This window comes from Natribaculum luteum, from assembly GCF_023008545.1.
Lineage (GTDB): Archaea > Halobacteriota > Halobacteria > Halobacteriales > Natrialbaceae > Natribaculum > Natribaculum luteum.
This window is the reverse complement of sequence record NZ_CP095398.1, coordinates 383,180-401,387: the sequence shown is the minus strand read 5'-3', so window position 1 is coordinate 401,387 and position 18,208 is coordinate 383,180. Positions and strand designations below refer to the sequence as shown.

Below are 18,208 nucleotides of genomic sequence, written 5' to 3'. Positions count from 1 at the left end.
GTCGGAGCGTGAAGCGCTTCCGTGAATAACGACCGTTTTCTATATGAATATCCGGACTTGCTGCCGAACGTGGATCGGAACGGCAGTGTCGGATTCACGCCCTCCGTGATCGATGAGATTCTCCCCTTGAAGAAAGATAGAGCCATTGTCGATAGTAGCCGTTAGAATTATCTGCTCGTAGTCTGTAGCCGTGGTTAGTGGACCATCTCGACGAGATCTCTCTCGAGGAACTGCAAGAGGCCCTCGACAACGTGGAGGGGAAGAAGCCGGCACAACGGCTCCTAGCAGCGATTGCATACAAAAACGGTGTGACGCAGACCGAACTCGCCGAGTGGCACGACGTCCAGCGACGAACCATCTACAGCTGGCTCAAGCGACTCGACACTGACGAGCCGCTCGAGCAGGCGGTCACTGATGCTCATCGATCTGGGAGAAAGCGAAAACTTTCAGAAAAACAACAACAGGAGTTCGAGCGAACTGTCCACGAACCACCGCGAGATGCGGGAATCGACGCGCCGGCGTGGACGCCAGCGCTCGTCCAGCAGTATCTCGAGGACACGTACGGCGTCCACTATTCGATCCCGAGCTGTCGGCGGTTACTCAAAGAAGCGGGGTTGCGCTATCAAAAACCTCGCCACACAGCCACCGAAGCAGCTAGCGACGAGCAAGCGGAGTCCCGTGACGACCGCGACAGAAGCGACGGGAGATGGGTTCCAGAGTAGCGCGTCTCGAGCAGCCGACGAACTCCGTGCAGGGAGAGTCGCGTGCCGAACACCTCAACTGGCTATTATAGTATGAATTCAAACACAATTTGGCCTCGTGTTCGATGGTAGACTGCACTTCGAGGCATCGGCCGTCACGGATCTGGCGACCCGCACCGACCTCGAGCGCGTCGCGTTTTCGCCGTCCGTTCCAGATCAAACTCTGGTCGAAACGTGCTGGAAACTGTTTCGAGCACCGCTGAGCGATCGATTCGTCGACGCTCTCGACGAGTCCACCAGCAATCGGTGACGCAGTAGATCACCTGTCCAGGCCAAAAGCGAGTCACCACTTCTAATCAGCGATATCGTGTTTTTCGATGTTGGAATTCAGGAAACCCTACACCCCATCTTTCGATTTCGGGAACGTGCCGTCGGCCGTCGTTCCACAGGTGGAGTGATCATACTGCCGGACAAAAGTCACTGAATACTCGATCGCGTCTCACGTCCCGTCGCCGCTGGCGACGGCCGTTCGAGTGCGATCGACGTGTGAATCGTTTTGTCCAGTAGTATCAGTCGACGTCGCCCTCCGCGATGCACTCTCTCTGCCGCGGCTCCTGTGTGCGTCGCGAACACCTGCAGCGTAACGCTACCGTGAATCGAGCGGGATCCATCTCGAACTAGAACAGCTCACAGCACTCGTGACGGTCTCGACGAGACGAGAAACCGCTTGCCTATCGGCCTCGAGTGACGGTCGAACGGCGACCGCAGGCCGTCGATCACATCAGTCAGCGAACGACTGGCGCGTCGACAGCACCGATCGTCTCGACGGTCGCACGAACGTGGTCACCGGGCTCGATCGGTTCCGCACCGGGCGTCCCCGTACTGAAGAGGTCGCCGGGCTGTAACGTCATTACACGGGAGTGAAACGAGACGATCTCTCGAGGGGGAAACAGCATGTTGCGGACCTCGTTTTCGGCCGCGACCGTCTCGTTGACGATCGTCCGGACCGTGACGTCCTCGAGGGCCGGCGGTTCGTCGGGGACGGCGATCGTCGGTCCGACGACGAGGAACGAGTCGAAGCTCTTGGCCCGTGTCAGGAACCGTGGATTGCGCTGGAGGATGTCCTCCGCGGTCATGTCGATGACGGGGAGATAGCCTGCGATCACGTCGTCGACTGCGTCCTCGCCGACGTCGCGACATTCCCGTCCGATCAGCACGGCGAGTTCGGCCTCGGCCGTGACGCCGTCGGTCTGATCGGTCGGCGGGAGCGTGATCGGCCCACCCGGACCGGTGAGGGCGCTCGACGGTTTCAGGAAGCTGGCTGGCTCGTCCGGGCGCTGCTCGTCCAGATCGCCGGCGTGTTCGGCGTAGTTCAGCCCGATCCCCCACAGTTTGCCGAAGCGCTCGAGCGGGGGTCCGAACCGAACGTGCTGGCGATCGATCCGGTCGGCCGGAACGTCGTCGACGTCGGGGAGCGTCCCGCTTGCGGCGTGCGAGAGCGCGTCCCGAACGCTCGAGGCAGCCGGGACAGCCGACGAGAGCGGGACGAATCCGTCGTCGTCGCCGAGCAGCGGCCGGCCGTCGGTCGTTCGTGCGAGGTACTTCATTCGTCTCTCTCGGTCCAGAAGTCGAACGACCGACCGGGTGCGAAGACGTCCAGGCCGACCGCCAGTTCGTCGCCCGTGTTCTCGACGCGGTGGGGCTCTTCGGACTCGAGCAAGACGGAGTCGTACTGGCCCAGCACCACCTCGTCGTTCTCGGTCGCGACCGTGAGTTCGCCTCTGAGACAGAGACAGACCTGCTCGTTCTCGTGGTCGTGCATCGGGGAACTGTGCCCCGGTGGTTTCTCGAACCACTCGAAGGAAAACTGGTCGCTGCCAGCAAGCGAGACGCGCCGCCAGCCCTCGTCTGGCTCGTACGTCTCCGCACCGTCGAAGTCGACCGGCTTCATAGGTTCGCTCCCGTGGAGCCGCCGTCGATCAGGATACTCTCGCCGTTGATGTACCCCGAGACCGGCGACGAGAGGAAGGCGACGGTGTTCCCGAGTTCCATCGGGTCGCCGATCCGATCGAGGGGATTGTTCGCCCAGTCGTCGAGACCCTCTTCGTACGAGTCGTAGTCGCCGCGGTCGATAGCCTGCTCGACGAGATTTTCGATGCGTTCTGTCTCGTGAGGGCCAGGGAGGACGGCGTTGGCACGCACCTCGGGGGCGAACTCCTTCGAGAGCGTCTTCTCGAGTCCGATGACGCTCATGCGAACCGAGTTCGACAGCACGAGGCTGTCGATGGCTTCCTTGACGCTTCGCGACGTGATGTTCACGATCGTCCCCTCGCCCTCGCGGAGGTACGGCTCGGCTTCGCGTGCGAGTCGCACGACGCTCATCACGAGCAGGTCGTACGCCTGGTACCAGTCCTCGTCGTCCGTCTCGAGGAACGGTCCCGACGGCGGTCCGCCCGCGCTCGTCACGAGGTGGTCGATCCCACCGAACTCGTCGACGGTCGTCTCGACCAGGCTCTCGATGTCGTCCTCGTCGGTGAGATCGCCCGGTTGAGCGACGACGGTGCCTTCGGCGACGTCTTCGATCTCCGCTTTCGCTGCCTCGAGTCGGTCCTCGTCGCGGCCGTTGATGACGACGTTCGCACCTTCGCGGGCGAGCGCCTTCGCCGACGCCTTTCCGAGACCGCTGGAGGATGCCGTGACCAGCGCTGCGTTACCGGTAATCTGTAGGTCCATGTCGTCCGTAATCCTCGACGAGAAAGGGAAAAAACTTCGCGTTGCGGTAAGGCAACCCGTCCCTTTGTTACTCTGAAACGTTCACGATCATCGGTCATGGTTCCGTATCGAGGAATCGACTGGTCTCTGGTTTGGACGAGCACCGGTTCAACCTATCGGTGGCCGTGACCGCACAACTCGGGCGTTATCTTTCCACAAACGCGGTAGTAGTTACCACGAAACGATATGTCTCATTACAGTTGTAGTCTCGTAATCCATTCGATTTTCGAACTTGTTGGTCGCGACTAGCCTTCCGCGGCCCGGAATCTCGTTCGTTCGATAGGCGCTCGTATGCCCACCAGTGTAACTGTTTCAGCCGAGTCAACGTGAGCTCGACACCTCGAACAGTCGAATTCCATATAGCGTAATTTTTAACCCGGGAACGTTTTCATCCCGATATGGTAGAACGCGACACTGGGGGCGGAAATCGGATCGGGAGCACGAAGACGACCTTCGAGATCATCCACCAGCTCCAGGAGAACGGTCCCGCACGACTCTCCGAGATCGCAGACGAGCTCGATCTCGCCGAGAGCACCGCACACCGCCATCTCAACACGCTCTGTGATCTCCGGTACGTGTCGCGAGTGGGAACGCAGTACCAGCTCGGGCTCCGATTCGTTCGGCTGGGTCGAGCGGCACGAACGAGAGAACCGGCCTACGAAATGGCCGAGCAGTACGTCCAGAGCCTCTCCGAGGAGACTCAGGAACGGTGTCAGTTCGTCGTCGAAGACCACGGGCTCGGCATCTACCTCCACATGGCGACTGGCAGCAAGGCCGTGCGCGCCGGGTTCGGCGTCGGTCGCCAGATCCACCTCCACTCGTCGTCGGCGGGCAAGTCGATCCTCGCGCACTATCCGCGAGAGCGCGTCGACGAGATCTTCGACCGGTGGGAGTTGCCGGCGCTCACCGAGAACACGATCACCGACCGCGAAAAACTGTACGCGGAACTCGAGCGAGTCCGCGAGCGCGGCGTCGCCTTCAACCGGGAGGAACACGTCGACGGCATCAACGGGGTTGCGGTTCCTGTCAAACGCGACGATTCGGTCCTCGGAGCACTCGCCGTCGCGGGACCATCCAACCGGCTGACCGGCGACCGGCTCGAAGACGAACTCCCGGCCCGCCTGCTCGCGGCCGCGAACGAACTCGAGCTGAACATCACCTACTCCTCACCAGACAGTTCGAACGCCCACGTCGTCGAGTGAGCTACACTCGCTCGAACTCGGCTGTGCCGTCGTCGAACGTAAGTCGTGCTCGGCTTCGTACCGTGACGTCGTCCACGATCTCCTCGAGGAGTGCGTCCGAGACGTAGAACTCGGCGAGATCGGTCGTGTTCTCGATCCAGGCGACTCTGGCCGTCTCCGGATCGTAGCCGCCAAGGGCGTTCAGGGCGATTCGAAGCGCCAGTTCGTCGTTCGGCGCCACGGGTGGAAGCTTCGCTTTGGCGAGCGAGCCGCTCGTCAGGGCGTTCGCGTAGGTCTTCCGCAAGTCGAGTTGCTCGACGGCAGCCCGACGAGTGATATCGGCCAGGCCGATCCCGTTCCCGTTGCCGCTGGTCTTTGCCGTGAGTCCACGAGCGTAGATGAGTTTGATCGAGGGATCCTCCGGATCGGGCGCGTTGAGAACGCGATACCTGCCGATCACGTTCGTGTCCATCCCCGCACCAGAGATCTCCTTTCCGAGTTCGTCGACGACGAGCAGATCGATGTCGTCCTCCGGGAGCGTCGCCATCTCGTTCCGTGCCCGTTCCAGCAGGTCGGGCTCGCGATCCTCGAGCGACGAGGCCGGGATCGCCTCGAGGTGCCCGGTCTCTTCGTGGAAGTTCTCCACGATCGCCAGTCCACCGAGCACCGGGGCGGCGTCCCTGATGGCCGCGACGAGCGATTCGATCGTCGGGACGTATCCCTGCTCGATCGCCGTCGAGTGGAACGCCTGGGCACCGCGTTGCTTGCCGAGGCCCACGGTGAGCATCTTGCAGAGCCCGCTCTCGATTCGGCCGGTGAAGTTCGTGTGCGGCTTGACGCGATTGATCACGAGGACCGCGTCGGCCTCGAGCGCGGCGGCAGAGAGGTAGACCGGGGTCGTCGTTCCACCGACGTCGACTTCGGCGAGCTTTTCGACGTCCATGCGAGCGTCTATCGGCGCGCCGATTCGGTCCTCGGTGATATCCAGGGCGGCGAGAATCTCGCGTTGACCCTCGGGGGTTGCACCGCCGTGGCTGCCCATCGCCGGAACGACGACGGGGTCGAACCCGCGTTCCTCGAGGGACGTGATCGTTTCGGTGACGACGTCGTCGAGGCGGTGAATCCCTCTGCTGCCGACGCCGACCGCGACCGTGGCGCCGGGCTCGAGGTCGTCGAGCGGAAGCCGATCGAGCTCCGATCGGACCGTCGCCAGCAGATCGGGGAGCGTCTCGGTGGGCGGATCGTAGCTGACGCGTGCAAACGAGGGATACGGCTGCGGATCGATGAGATGCGCTATCTCGTCCGGGTCGGGAAACTCCATGTTTGGTATCTAGCTGCCCGACTTATATTTCTCCCTGGTGAGAATTGCCGGTATGTGAGTTACTTTCACCCTCCTTTGTCGTTCTCTGAGTGATGGAGATCGACCACGTCGAGTCATTCCCAGTGGCAATACCGCTGGAGGACCCGGTATCCTTCTCGAATCGGACGCTCACGTACAGGGATCACGCGATCACGTACGTCCGGACCACGAGCGGACACGAGGGGGTGGGGTACTCGCTCGGATACGAGGGGGCAGGCCTCATCGCCGACGCGGTAGAGTCGCTGCTCGAACCGATCGTCGTCGGCGAAGACCCACGGGACACGGAGCGACTGTGGCGCGAGATGTTCGACGGGACAGTCCAGATCGGCCGGGCCGGCGTGGTCCTCCGGGCGATCTCGACGGTCGACATCGCCCTCTGGGACGTCAAGGCGAAAGCCGCCGACCAGCCGCTGTACAAACTTCTCGGCGGGCACGCCGACGCGGTCCCCGCGTACGCGAGTGGGGGCTACTACCGGGACGAGAAGGGCCACGCGGGACTCCGTGACGAGATGCGTCGGTACCTCGACGAGGGCCACGACGTCGTCAAGATGAAGGTCGGTCGTCGGTCGATCTCCGAGGAAGCCGACCGCGTCGCCGCCGTCCGCGACGAAATCGGCCCAGATCGAACGTTGCTGCTCGACGCGAACGGGGCCTGGTCGGGCGGGACGGAAGCGATCCGTGCCTGTCGCGCGTTCGAACCGTACGACCCGTACTTCATCGAAGAACCCGTCATGATCGACAGCGTCGGCGCGATGACGGCTGTCAACGACGCCATTCCGTATCCCGTCGCGACCGGCGAACTCGAGGGCCCGCGCTACGCCTTCGAGCGGCTGTACGACGATGGCGCAGCAGGCGTCTTACAACCCGATGCGACTGTCTGCGGCGGAATCACCGAGTGGCTCAAGATCGCCCACTACGCGGCGGCAAACGACGTACAGATCGCGCCACACTACAACTGGAACCTTCACGCGTCGCTTCTCGGCGCGATCGAGAACGGGCTCTGGGTGGAGTACTTCTACCGCGACATGGACGTGAAGGTGTTCGACGACGTCGTCGAAACGCCACTCCGGCCCGACGATACCGGGGCGATTTCGCTCCCGGACGAACCGGGCCACGGCGTCCGGCTGGACGCCGACGCGCTCGAGCGCTTCGAGCGGACGTACCAATCGTACCAGACGAGCTAAAAACTGAACTCATCATGAAAGACTTCTCAAACCAGATATCGAACCGGAACGCGGATCGCGACGTCGAGATAACCGACATCCAGACGTGCGTCGTCGAGGGGAACTTCGAGTGGAACTTGATCAAGATCGAGACCGACGCCGGCGTCACGGGGATCGGCGAATCCTACCGCGGCGGCGGCGTTCCCGAACTCGTCGAGTACACGAAACGGTTCCTGATCGGCGAGAACCCGCTCGACGTCCAGCGCCTCTACAGGCGGATCATCCAGGAGATGTCCGGTCACGGCGGAACGACCGGGAAGGTCATCACCGCCGCCTCGGGCATTGAGATCGCGCTGTGGGACGTCGCCGGAAAGATCCTCGACGTCCCAGTCTACCAGCTCCTCGGCGGGAAGTTCCGCGACGAGGTTCGGATCTACTGTGACTGTCATGCAGGCGAAGCCTACGCCGTCGAAGACGGCTACACCGAGTACGCCGACGCCGACGCGTACTCTCCGGACGCCTACGCGAACGAAGCGCGGCGCGTCGTCGACATGGGGTTTACCGCGCTCAAGTTCGATCTCGACCTCGAGATGGACAACGACCCGGACCCGTTCAACGGCCGACTGAGTAACGGGGCCATCGAGTACAAGCGCGAAATCGTCGAGGCGGTCCGCGAGGAGATCGGGTACGACGTCGACCTCGCGTTCGACTGTCACTGGGATTACTCGGTCGAGAGCGCCAAACGCCTCGCTTACAAACTCGAGGAGTACGACCTCATGTGGCTCGAGGATCTCGTTCCGCCGGAGAACATGGACGCGCAAATCGAAGTCACGAAGGCGACGAAGACCCCGGTCGCGACCGGTGAAAACCGCTTCCGGGTCCACGAACTGTCCGACCTGATCTACGAGCACGGTGTCGACATCGTGACGCCGGACCCAACCACCGTCGGCGGCCTGGGTGAGACGATGCGGATCGCGGATCGTGCCGAAGAGAACTACATGCCGATCTCGCCCCACAACGTCTGCAGTCCGATCGGGACGATGGCCTGCGTGCATCTCGGCGCCGCGATCCCGAACTTCGACGTCCTCGAGTATCACGCCCTCGAGGTCGACTGGTGGGACGAACTGCTCGTCCGCGACGAACCGCTCATCGAAGACGGCTACATCGAGGTGCCGGAAGCGCCCGGTCTCGGGGTCGAACTGGACGAGACGGTCGCCGAGGAACACCGACTCGAGGGAACGAACGGCTTCGAGTGAACCGCTTCGGACCTTGACCCCGAGCTGCTCGGCCTGTTTCGTCTGTAGACGTCGAACGACCGAGTCCGCGAACTGATCGCCTGTAGTGGTAGTCGAGCCGTGAGGATCGTATCGATAGCTGTCCGGGCTGCACTGAACACGACTGCCGCCTTTCGACGGCGATGCAGTCGTGCCGATAGATACACATTTGAATTGTACATTCGGTCGTCGAAATCGAACGACCGTTAGAGTTGACGTGGTCGACGAACTTCTGGACGGTGTCGATAGAAAGTCACTGTTGTGAACTACCCCGCCCTACTCGCTCACGGCTGACTCCGTTCGCTCCTTGAGGGTGGGGGCTTAGAACTCTCATCAAACCGCTAATATTTAGTCGATCGATTTTACTCCATCTCTCACACCGGTATAATACCTGAATGAAATATGTCTCCTCCTAATGTTGGAAACGAATAAAAACATTATTAAACACGACATGATATACCATGAGTGGACATGGCAGATGATACTGTGAATCGACGACGATTCCTTCAAGGGGCAGTAGCTGCGAGCGCAATTGGTCTGGCCGGTTGCATGGGTGGCGGTGACGGCGGTGACGGCGGTGACGGCGGTGACGGCGGCGGTGGCGGCGGCGACATGCAACTTCGAGTCGGTACGTCCGCAGGCGGCACGCAAGACGTCGGTCTCGCCGTCGAACGGGCGGTGAGCCAGAACAGCGACGAACTCGACTACTCGACGGTCGAGAGTCCGGGGTACATCGGTACCCTCTACCGACTCGATCAGGATCAGTTCAACGCGGGAATCGTCGACAACAACTCGATGACGAAGGCGGCCGACGACCGGGGAAGCTTCTCTGATCGAGGAGTCGATATGATCCCCTACCAGGGATTCTACGCGTTCCCGTACAGCATTTACGTCGTCGCCCGCGACGGAACGGGTATCGAAACGTTCGACGACCTCGCGGGTGCGAACGTCTACCCGGCCGAACCGGGATACTCGACGCGGGCGACGACGCTCGACGTCTGGAGTCAGGACCCGACGGCGGACGTATACGACGAGATGAACATCATGGACATGGGCGTCAGCGACGCCCCGGGCGCCATGGAAGAGGGGCGCATCGATGCCGCGATCGCGTACGGTACCCCGGGGGTCAGCTACACTGGCTTTGTGACCGAGTACGACGCCCGCGTCGACGTCCACTACGTCGAGGAAACCGACGCGCTGGTGGAATCCGCCGAGTCGTACGCAGGTGCTGGTACCTCGCGAACTAGCTACGGGGACTGGAGCCTCGAACAGGACATCGGAACCGACGAAGTGTTCACCTGGGATCTGCAGGTCAACTACGTCTTCCACCCGGACGCCAGCAACGAGGCAGTCTACGAACTGTGTCGCGTCGTCGACGAACACAACGACGCCGTCAACGAGGCCGAGGATCAGTTCAACGACTTCGAGTCGACGGAAGATATGCTCGGGGCGGCCCTCGAAGGCGACGAGTTCCCCTTCCACCCCGGCGCAGTCGAGTACTACCAGGAGAAAGACGCCTGGGACGACAGCCTGCCCACCACCGAATAACTCACCCGCTCGAGTCGAAGAGCGGTGAGAAATTCAAATATTATACACGATAGCATACAATGAATTCAGAAACAAAATCCAAGGACAAGTTGGTCCCCCGAGTGCTCGACATTAGCGTCGTACTCAGTTCGCTCGTGTTCTGGGCGATCGTCCTCTACTGGGCGCGTACCCAGGGGATGTCTCGGGTCAAGTACGGCGTGATCTTCATCGGTGCGATTCTCACCGTGTACGCCATCGACCAGTCGCGACAGGCCCTCGAAGAAGGCGATCGACTCGACGTTGCCGTCCTGTTACCGGCCTCGATCGTGCTGATAACGGCGTCGATCTACTTCGCCTTGAACTTCGAGAGCGTCTACGTCCACCAGCAGGGATACGCGTTCGAACACGAGTACATGCTGGCGCGGCTCATCATCCTCTCGATACTGTATCTCACGTGGCGCGAGTTCGGGAACCTGTTTCTCGGTCTCGTCGGCGGTGTCATCCTCTACGGGATGTACGGCAACATGGCCCCGGGGATCCTGAACCACGGCGGGATGACGGAGCTGACGCTCTTGCAGACGCTGGTCACCGACCTGTACGGCTTCTACGGGAGTCTCACGCAGCTTACTGCCGCGTGGATCGCGCCGTTTCTCCTGTACGCCGGCCTGCTGTTTGCCTACGGCGCGTTCGATCTGATCCTGCGCGTCGCGATCGAGTCGGCGAACTACATCAGGTCCGGCGTGGCCCAGACGGCGGTGCTCTCGTCGACCGTCATCGGGTCGATCAACGGCTCCTACACCGCGAACGCCGCAATGACGGGGTCGTTTACGATCCCGACGATGAAAGACAGCGGAATGGCCCCCCATCGAGCGGCCGCCATCGAAGCAGTCGCGTCGACGTCCGGACAGGTGCTGCCGCCAGTCATGGGCGCGTCGGCGTTCGTCATGGCGTCGTACCTGGGCGTTTCCTATCTCAACATCGTCATCGCAGGCATCGTTCCGGCGGCGATCCTCGTCGCCTCGATCGGTATCGCCGTCCACTACGTCGCGATCAGCGACGCGAGCAGCCAGGAGATGGAGTTCGACGAGTTCTTCGACGAGGAACTGACTTCGAGACAGAAGATCGTCGAAGGAATCCGTTTCGGGGTGCCGTTTCTCGTCCTGGTCTATCTGCTTGGCGTCGCCCAGTACACGGTGATGACGTCTGCGCTGTGGACGATCGTGTCGATGATACTCACCGGCGTCCTCATTCCCCCGATCCAGCGCGCGCTGGACGACTCGGAGATTAGTCCCGCGTCGGAATTCATCACACAGTTCTGGAACACGATCCTCGGGTTCCGTCGCGGTGCGATAATCCTCGCACCGATCGCGATCATCCTGGCGGCGGTCAACGGCGTCATCGACATCTTCAGCGTGACCGGCGTGCCGAACAAGATCGCCCTGCTGCTGATTGACCTCTCGGGTGGCGTCTTGCTGATGGCCGTGCTCCTCGCGATGCTCGTAAGTATCTTGATGGGTGTCGGGATGCCGACCGTTGCAGCGTACGTCATCGTCGCGATCCTCATCGCACCGACGCTCATCTCGGACTTCGCCATTCCCGAGATAACGGCTCACTACACCGTATTCTACGCCGCGATCCTGGCCGGTATTACACCGCCGGTTGCAACGGCTGCGGTCGTGACAGCCGGGATCGCCCAGGCGAACTTCTGGCGGGTCTGTGGCGCTGCGATCAAGATCGCTGCCCCGCTTTTCATCCTGCCAGTCGCGTTCGTCTACAACCCGGCACTCGTGTCCATGTCGCTTGGCCTACCGACCGTGATCGCCGGCACGCTGGTCCTCCTGGGTGCGATTGCGATGATTTACGGGCTGAACTACCCGTTCAATATGCGGGTAGGTCGTCGTATCGCGCTCCGAACCGGTCTCACTGCGATCGGAACGGTCGTGATGATCTACCCCCACCAGTTCGTCAAACTCGCCGGTGTCATCGTGTTCGCAGGTGTCTTCATCATGGAGAAAATGATGTCACGTGACAAAAGCCCGTCGTCGATGGGGGTGGGCCAATGAGCGTGAGATCAGACGACGAAGATCCGGAAGAACAGGTCGACACCGAGAACGTCGGCGGACTCGAGGAGGTCCTTCCACCACAGCTCATGCCGATCTGGAGCCGAATCCAGGTGATACAGGACTTCCGGAGTACCCACGGACAGACGTACGTCAAGTTCATGGAAGCGATCGTCGCTCTGGTGCTCACTGGCGGCTACCTCTACTGGCTCTCCCTCTTCCTCGGGGGATAGGCGTCAGCGTCGCCGGCGATTCGAAGATTCTCTCTATCGTCACTCAGGTGCGTACGGAGGGGGAGAAATCGCGTTCTGGTTGCTGCTTTGTTGGGACTACCTCGACCACTTCACGGCTCGTTCGACGTCGTGAGGGATGTGGTTGTCCTGCCCACGAACGCTGTCGAGGTACTCGCGGAGGCGCGGCTCGAACGAGGGGTGTGCACACTCTTCGATTATCAGCTCGGCACGTTCGACCGGCGAACAGCCACGGACGTCCGCGACTCCCTGTTCGGTGACGAAGACGTCGACGTCGTGTTCGGTGTGATCGACGTGGAACGCCATCGGAACGACGCGCGATATTTCGCCACCGTCGTGGGTCGAGGGAAGCGCACAGACCGTAATCAGGGCGTTGCGGTTGAAGTCAGCGGAGCCGCCGACGCCGTTTATCATCCGTTTCCCGCCGACGTGCGTCGAGTTGACGTTTCCGTAGATGTCGAACTCGATCGCACTGTTGACCCCGATCACGCCGAACCGATCGATCAATCCGGGATGGTTCGAGACGTCTGCCGGGCGAAGCACGACGTCCTGTGCGTACCGTTCGACGTCCGCGAAGAGCCGCTCCTGTCCGTCGTCAGTGAGCGCCAGCGACGTCGCACTCGCAGACTCGAGTCGTCCGGCATCGAGCATATCGAGCAATCCGTCCTGGATGAGTTCGCCGAAGTACACGACGTCACGGTCGCCGAACTCGAGGGATGACAGTTCTCCCATCAACGCGTTTCCGAGCGAACCGACGCCGAACTGGAGGTGGACCGCGTCGTCGAACGCCGAACAACGTCGGACTTCCTCGGTGAGAAAGTCCCCGAGGTTGGCGGCAATCGCGAGGTCGTCGTCCGTCGGCTCCCGGAACGAGTACGTCGAGTCGGCACGGTCAGTCTCTACGACGCCGACGAGTTTCTCGGGGTCGAAGGTCACGTACGGCGTCCCGATTCGATCGCCCGGATCCGTCAGCGGGATAGGGCTCCGGTTCGGTGGTGCCTCGGGACGGTAGACGTCGTGAAGCGCCTGGAGCTCGAGGGGCTGTCTGTCGTTCACTTCGACGAGCAACTCGTCAGCAGCCTCGACGAACGCCGGAACCTGTCCGATCGACGTCGACGGGATGAACCAGTCCTCGCCGACGGCGATCGCTTCGACGATAGCAACGTCGGGGTCGACCATCCCGCCGTACTGAACCTCGTCGCCGAGCGACGACGCGTTTCGGTCGCTGAACGCGATTTCACGTCCGTTCGTCGCCGCTCGAGCGACGGCAGATGATTGATACGTGAAGCGCCGCTCGATCGCACCCGACTCGACGAGTTCGACGTCGATCTCGTCGCCGACGTTGCCGCTGCTGACGACCGTCAGCGACAGCGCACGATCCGAATCGGCGAGCGCCAGCGGAACGCGTTTGGGATACCCGACGCTGCCGAACCCGCTCGTGAGCACGGTCGCATCGGTGTCGATTCGCGCTGCGGCAGTGGTAGCGTCGATACACGGAAGATCACCGTACAGCCGTCGATCGACGTCTTTCAGTTCGGGTCTGCCGTGCCCGGTCATGACCACCGTCTTACCTCCGGGATGGGAGTACAGGACACGCGGTGTTCCTCGAATGCTGTTCGACCGGCCAGGGCGGGGATCGACTTCCCACCATCGGTAGTTCGGATCATCAGTTACCTCTGAGCGCGACGGTCACGTGGCTATCCGTTGGGAGCGGTTCCCTCTATCTCCGGCGGCGAGCCATTCGTCGTCGACGCCTTCGACTGTCACTTACAGGCATGCGGATAAAAAACCTCCTGAAAAACGGGTGCGCTTACAAAACCGCACTTCGGGGGAGTCGGCGCTGTGTTCGGCTCGAGACGTCCGAAAGCGGCCGTGCTTATCACTACGAGAACAGAGCGACCACGTGACATCCCCGTCTCTGCGATGCTCGCGGCCTGTCGCATCCTACCGAAATCGAGAGGGGCCTGTAAATGGAGGGACCGTCGATGGCAACGGGTGAAAAGACGTCACGTCCGCAGTCGAACCGCCACGAGCAGTACCGTCGCCGCCAGCGTCGTCCCGGCAAGCAGCGCCCAGCCGATCCCGTAGCCAGACGTCTCGATTAACAGTCCAAACAGTGGCGGCGCAACGATTCCACCGATGTTGATTGCGGTCTGGCCACCGGCCGTCGCACCGCCGATGTCGTCGGTATCGACGAGTTCCGAGAGACACGAGTAGTAGACGCCAGTCGAGCCGTGGATCGAGAGACCCAGACCGGCAAAGAGCACGACGACAACTGGAAGCGGCCAGTCACCACCGGCGATTACGGCAAAGAGGGCGGCCCCAAGGGCCATCTGGCCAACCGCAACGGTGGCTGCGCCGCTCGCACCGCCCAGTCGGTCCGCGAGATTCCCGGCGCCGATACGGCTGACACTCCCAGTCACCTGCGTCACCGCCAGCACGATGCCGCCGGCGGCGACGCTCGCATTCGTGACGTCTTGCACGTAGAGGACGGTGTAGCCAAGCATCGAAAAGATCGATGCGCCGACGAACAGGCCAGAAGCGACGAGCAGTACGTAGGCCCGATTGGCCCGAAGCCTCGAGAAGTCTGGCAGTGAGAATTCGCCGCTACCGTGTGAGCCGTCGTAGAGGATCATAAACCCCAGCGTGTAACCGCCGGCCAGGATCGCGACGATCCAGAAGCCAACCTCCCAGGTGGCGATGGTAGCGATGCCCGTGATGAGAAGCGACGCCGCACCGCTACCCGCGGTGACCCCGACCTGCTTCAATCCCATCGCAAGGCCCTGCTGTCCCGTGGGGGAACTGGCGACGATCGCTCGATTCGACGCCGGCATCGACGTCGAGTATGCGCCACCCAGGAGTATCCCCGCACCAAGGAGGAAGCCAAACGTCGGTGCGAGCGACACGCCGACGGCTGCGATGGCGAGGACGACCAGCCCGGCGGCCATCATTCGTTTCTCGCCGAGACCGTCGACGGCTGCGCCACTTGGGAAGAGCAGCAGTGTGTTTCCAAGCAGCGTAGCAGTAAGGAAAACGCCGACGAGCGCTTCGGACAGGGAGAACGTATCTCGAAGGAACCCGGTCGCAGCGAAGATGGTATAGTAGCAGAGACTGGCCGTCGTCTGCCAGCCTGTGACCACCGCAACCGACCGCCAGCTCCTCGACGCACGCACCGACTGTGACTCGATTGCCATCGCTCACTGTTGCTGACTGCATGGTGGTAAAATAATCGACTCGCTAGCGATCTCAGCACTCGGGCGCCTGAAGTACGCCGCCACTGTAAGAACTCGAGAGACGTTACTGAATTCAGTTCTCTGCACCGAATTGAGATCACTGTTAGATATTTTTGCTCGTCTTCATCACTGGGCTAGTTGACCATCTCGACGAGGTTTCTGTCAAAGAGCTGTATAATCCCCTCGAAAGCGTGGACGGAAAGCAACTCGACGAGTCGCTCGAGCAGGTCGTCATTGATGTTACCCAATATGATAAATGATGAAAACCCTCAGAATAACAGTAATATGGGTTCGAGCAGATCGTCCACGAGTCACCGAGCGAGTTAGAATCGACGCGTCGGCATCGACACCAGCACTCGTCCAGCAGTCTCGTGAACACACGTACGTTGTCGACTATTCAGTTCCAAGCTGTCGGCGGTTACGCAAAGAAGCGGGATTGCGGTATCAAAACCCTCGCCACACAGCCGCCAAAGCAACTGTTGACGAGCGGGCGGAGTGCCGGGACAACCGCAAAAAAGCGGCGGGAAATGGACACTACAGTAGTGTGTCTCGAGCAAATGAAGAAATCCGTACGATCGAACCGTGTGCCGACGCGATTCCCGCGCGACATGTGGACGACCGTCGAATTCTCTGGACAACGTGCTTGGACGTGGTCACTGAACCCAGTGCTCGGTTCGAAGAGCATGTCACTCCTAAATGTGCAAATACATGTCGATCTCACATTATAGTATGAATTAAGATATGATATACATATTATAACAGAACAGTTATGTGTTTGGGAATAATATGGAGAACGGATACTACTCACGAGCGGTATCGATATTCAGTTCTATCACGTTAGCGGCCTGGACTACCGTTTCGGGAAGTTCGTTGCGGAACCGCTCGTCTTTCATCCGGCTAACCGGTCCCGAGACGCTAATGGCTCCAATGATGTCGTTTTGGTTTGCACGAATCGGTGCACCCACCGCACGAAGCCCCTCGATTTCTTCTTCGTCGTTGAATGCGTATCCGCGATTGCGTACCGTCTCGAGTTCCTCAAAAAGTTCTTCTTCCGACGTGATCGTCTGTTCTGTCCGCTCAGGCAATCCGTACTCATCGACGATCGACAGGACCTGCTCATCGGGTAAACACGACAGAATCGACTTCCCCGTCGACGAGTAATGGAGGTAATCCCGTTTTTGCAAGTTTCGGTTGTGATACGGTTCTCCGACCGCGTTTTCTCCTTGCGCTTTGTAAAGATGGATTCCCCGCCCGAACTCTTCGGCCATGAGATGTGCGTACTCGCCGGTGTTCGCTGCGAGGTCTTCGGTCTCGTCTTTGCCAGCCTCGTAAAGCGGATTTTTATTTTTGACATACTCGCCGAACGTCATAAATTGGAGGCCGAGACGGTGCTCGTCGTCTTCCTTGGCGACGAGGAGGTTCGCTCTAATTAATCGACGTTGGCCGTTCGTATAAGCAGTCTAGTAATGATTGTATAGATCATCTGATAGTATTTCAGATCCATCGACGGTTAAACTGCCTCGGGTCGTCATTGATAACACTACTGTAAATTATTGACGGATAGTATTGTGGAGTATTGTAATCGATATCGGCTCAAAACTAATTCTCGACGGGTAGTCTCTGGATGAGAGACATCGATCCAGCCGCTGCATCTCTTCAGAGGCTGATCATGAAACACGATTACTCCGAAGTCGCGTTTCTCGTTGATGGCTACGGTCATCTGAATATCCTCTTTCGGGTAGGAAGGAGCGTCGATCCGACTATGTCGGCTGGAATCTGACCGAAAGTCGGTGTTTCTTTCGAAAACTTGTCGATTTCTTCTACAACTCGTGGATAGATAGTTGGGTGAATATCAGAGACTAAATTGTGGAATATGCACAACACTCCAACGACTGCAACGATCGGATAGAACGCAACTTACTCAGACAGGGTGGTGCTTAACTAGCCGTTCCTCTCGTCCAAACCTATCAGAACAAACTTCTGTATATGTAATATATCTGGTGTTTTTATAATCCACACCAGGTGAGTCGAGAGCGGGGTTCGATAATAGAAAGGGATTTGGAAGGCGTATGATCCTGGTACAGCCACGGTCTCGTCGATCAGGTTTGGTGTCGACGAATCATCGACGTGGAGCGCTGAAATGACGGCTGGCGTCGGTGAACACGGTTGGGTCGACGAACCAGCCGTCTTCAAACTCCTCACCGTCAGGGATCTCGCCACCTGCGGCGATGCTCGCTCCCTCCTTACGACCGACATCTAGGTAGTTAGTTACCTTCTCGAACTGCGCTTTCGACGCGAGCGGGCCCATCGTCGTCCCTTCGCGGAGTGGATCGCCAACCACCTCCTCGGTAGTCCGTTCCAGGAACGCGTCCATGAACTCGTCTTCGACGTCTTCGTGGACGAACACCCGCGAGGGGGCATCACAGGATTGGCCAGTGTTGTAGTACATGACGCCGGCGACTGACTCGACGGCCGTTTCGATGTCGGCGTTCGGGAACACGATAAACGGTGACTTCCCTCCGAGTTCGAGCGTGACAGGTGCCGCTCGGTCGGCAGCGTTGCGCATGATGTGGTGGCCGACCTCCGTCGAACCAGTGAAGGTGATCTTCCGGACGCCATCTATCCGGAGTAGCGGTCCAGTTCATCACCGGCCGATATTACAGCCATAGGCATGTAAATTCGTGTT

15 protein-coding genes and 1 pseudogene are annotated in these 18,208 nt (G+C 60.2%); 8 read left to right on the top strand and 8 right to left on the bottom strand.

The genetic code is table 11. From position 1 onward, the window contains the following. Positions 1–197 precede the first annotated feature (197 nt). A pseudogene (locus tag MU558_RS23455) lies at positions 198–1,057 on the top strand (IS630 family transposase). Between the two features lie 429 nt (positions 1,058–1,486). Here MU558_RS23455 and MU558_RS20495 read toward each other — a convergent pair. From MU558_RS20495 to MU558_RS20485, 3 genes are read right to left on the bottom strand one after another with little or no spacing between them, the layout of a single operon-like run. Next, the gene (locus MU558_RS20495) at positions 1,487–2,308 is read right to left on the bottom strand and encodes a fumarylacetoacetate hydrolase family protein (RefSeq protein WP_246976572.1); all 822 of its coding nucleotides are present in this window, start codon (positions 2,306–2,308) and stop codon (positions 1,487–1,489) included. Next, positions 2,305–2,652, bottom strand: coding sequence for a cupin domain-containing protein (locus tag MU558_RS20490; RefSeq protein ID WP_246976569.1), 348 nt, complete (start codon positions 2,650–2,652; stop codon positions 2,305–2,307). The genes MU558_RS20495 and MU558_RS20490 overlap by 4 nt, the downstream gene beginning before the upstream one ends. Then, on the bottom strand, positions 2,649–3,434 hold the full coding sequence (locus MU558_RS20485) for an SDR family oxidoreductase (protein WP_246976565.1): 786 nt from the start codon (positions 3,432–3,434) through the stop codon (positions 2,649–2,651). Before MU558_RS20485 ends, MU558_RS20490 begins: the two co-directional genes overlap by 4 nt. Positions 3,435–3,871: 437 nt before the next feature. On the opposite strand from MU558_RS20485, the gene MU558_RS20480 reads away from it, so the two are divergent. Beyond that, entirely contained in the window at positions 3,872–4,675 is an 804-nt protein-coding gene (locus tag MU558_RS20480; protein ID WP_246976562.1) for an IclR family transcriptional regulator, read from the top strand. Position 4,676: 1 nt separating this feature from the next. Here the strand turns inward: MU558_RS20480 and MU558_RS20475 are convergent, their stop codons facing one another. Further along, the gene (locus MU558_RS20475; RefSeq protein WP_246976560.1) at positions 4,677–5,975 is read right to left on the bottom strand and encodes a nickel pincer cofactor-dependent isomerase, group 22; all 1,299 of its coding nucleotides are present in this window, start codon (positions 5,973–5,975) and stop codon (positions 4,677–4,679) included. A gap of 92 nt (positions 5,976–6,067) precedes the next feature. Here MU558_RS20475 and MU558_RS20470 point away from each other — a divergent pair, with 92 nt between their 5' ends. From MU558_RS20470 to MU558_RS20450, 5 genes are all read left to right on the top strand, one after another. After that, entirely contained in the window at positions 6,068–7,198 is a 1,131-nt protein-coding gene (locus tag MU558_RS20470) for a mandelate racemase/muconate lactonizing enzyme family protein (RefSeq protein ID WP_246976557.1), read from the top strand. A 14-nt stretch (positions 7,199–7,212) separates the two neighbouring features. Further along, a complete protein-coding gene (locus MU558_RS20465; RefSeq protein WP_246976554.1) occupies positions 7,213–8,433 on the top strand; it encodes a mandelate racemase/muconate lactonizing enzyme family protein in 1,221 nt (406 codons plus the stop codon). Between the two features lie 489 nt (positions 8,434–8,922). After that, positions 8,923–9,999, top strand: coding sequence for a TAXI family TRAP transporter solute-binding subunit (locus MU558_RS20460; RefSeq protein WP_246976551.1), 1,077 nt, complete (start codon positions 8,923–8,925; stop codon positions 9,997–9,999). 59 nt (positions 10,000–10,058) lie between these two features. Next, a complete protein-coding gene (locus MU558_RS20455; RefSeq protein ID WP_246976548.1) occupies positions 10,059–12,041 on the top strand; it encodes a TRAP transporter permease in 1,983 nt (660 codons plus the stop codon). Next, entirely contained in the window at positions 12,038–12,271 is a 234-nt protein-coding gene (locus tag MU558_RS20450; protein WP_246976545.1) for a hypothetical protein, read from the top strand. Before MU558_RS20455 ends, MU558_RS20450 begins: the two co-directional genes overlap by 4 nt. Before the next feature lie 96 nt (positions 12,272–12,367). On the opposite strand, the gene scpC is transcribed toward MU558_RS20450, so the two are convergent. Beyond that, a complete protein-coding gene (scpC, locus tag MU558_RS20445) occupies positions 12,368–13,846 on the bottom strand; it encodes a succinyl-CoA:acetate CoA-transferase ScpC (RefSeq protein ID WP_246976541.1) in 1,479 nt (492 codons plus the stop codon). Positions 13,847–14,295: 449 nt separating this feature from the next. Then, positions 14,296–15,483, bottom strand: a complete 1,188-nt coding sequence (locus tag MU558_RS20440; RefSeq protein WP_246976538.1) for an MFS transporter — start codon at positions 15,481–15,483, stop codon at positions 14,296–14,298. A gap of 295 nt (positions 15,484–15,778) precedes the next feature. Here MU558_RS20440 and MU558_RS23450 point away from each other — a divergent pair, with 295 nt between their 5' ends. Next, entirely contained in the window at positions 15,779–16,255 is a 477-nt protein-coding gene (locus MU558_RS23450) for a winged helix-turn-helix domain-containing protein (protein ID WP_377070510.1), read from the top strand. 67 nt (positions 16,256–16,322) lie between these two features. On the opposite strand, the gene MU558_RS20435 is transcribed toward MU558_RS23450, so the two are convergent. Both MU558_RS20435 and MU558_RS20430 read right to left on the bottom strand, forming a co-directional pair. Beyond that, positions 16,323–16,892: an IclR family transcriptional regulator gene (locus tag MU558_RS20435; protein WP_246976535.1), complete on the bottom strand. Its 570-nt coding sequence runs from the start codon at positions 16,890–16,892 to the stop codon at positions 16,323–16,325. A 749-nt stretch (positions 16,893–17,641) separates the two neighbouring features. After that, positions 17,642–18,145 (bottom strand): aldehyde dehydrogenase family protein, encoded by a 504-nt coding sequence (locus tag MU558_RS20430; RefSeq protein ID WP_265781616.1) that lies wholly within the window; start codon positions 18,143–18,145, stop codon positions 17,642–17,644. Positions 18,146–18,208 lie beyond the last annotated feature (63 nt).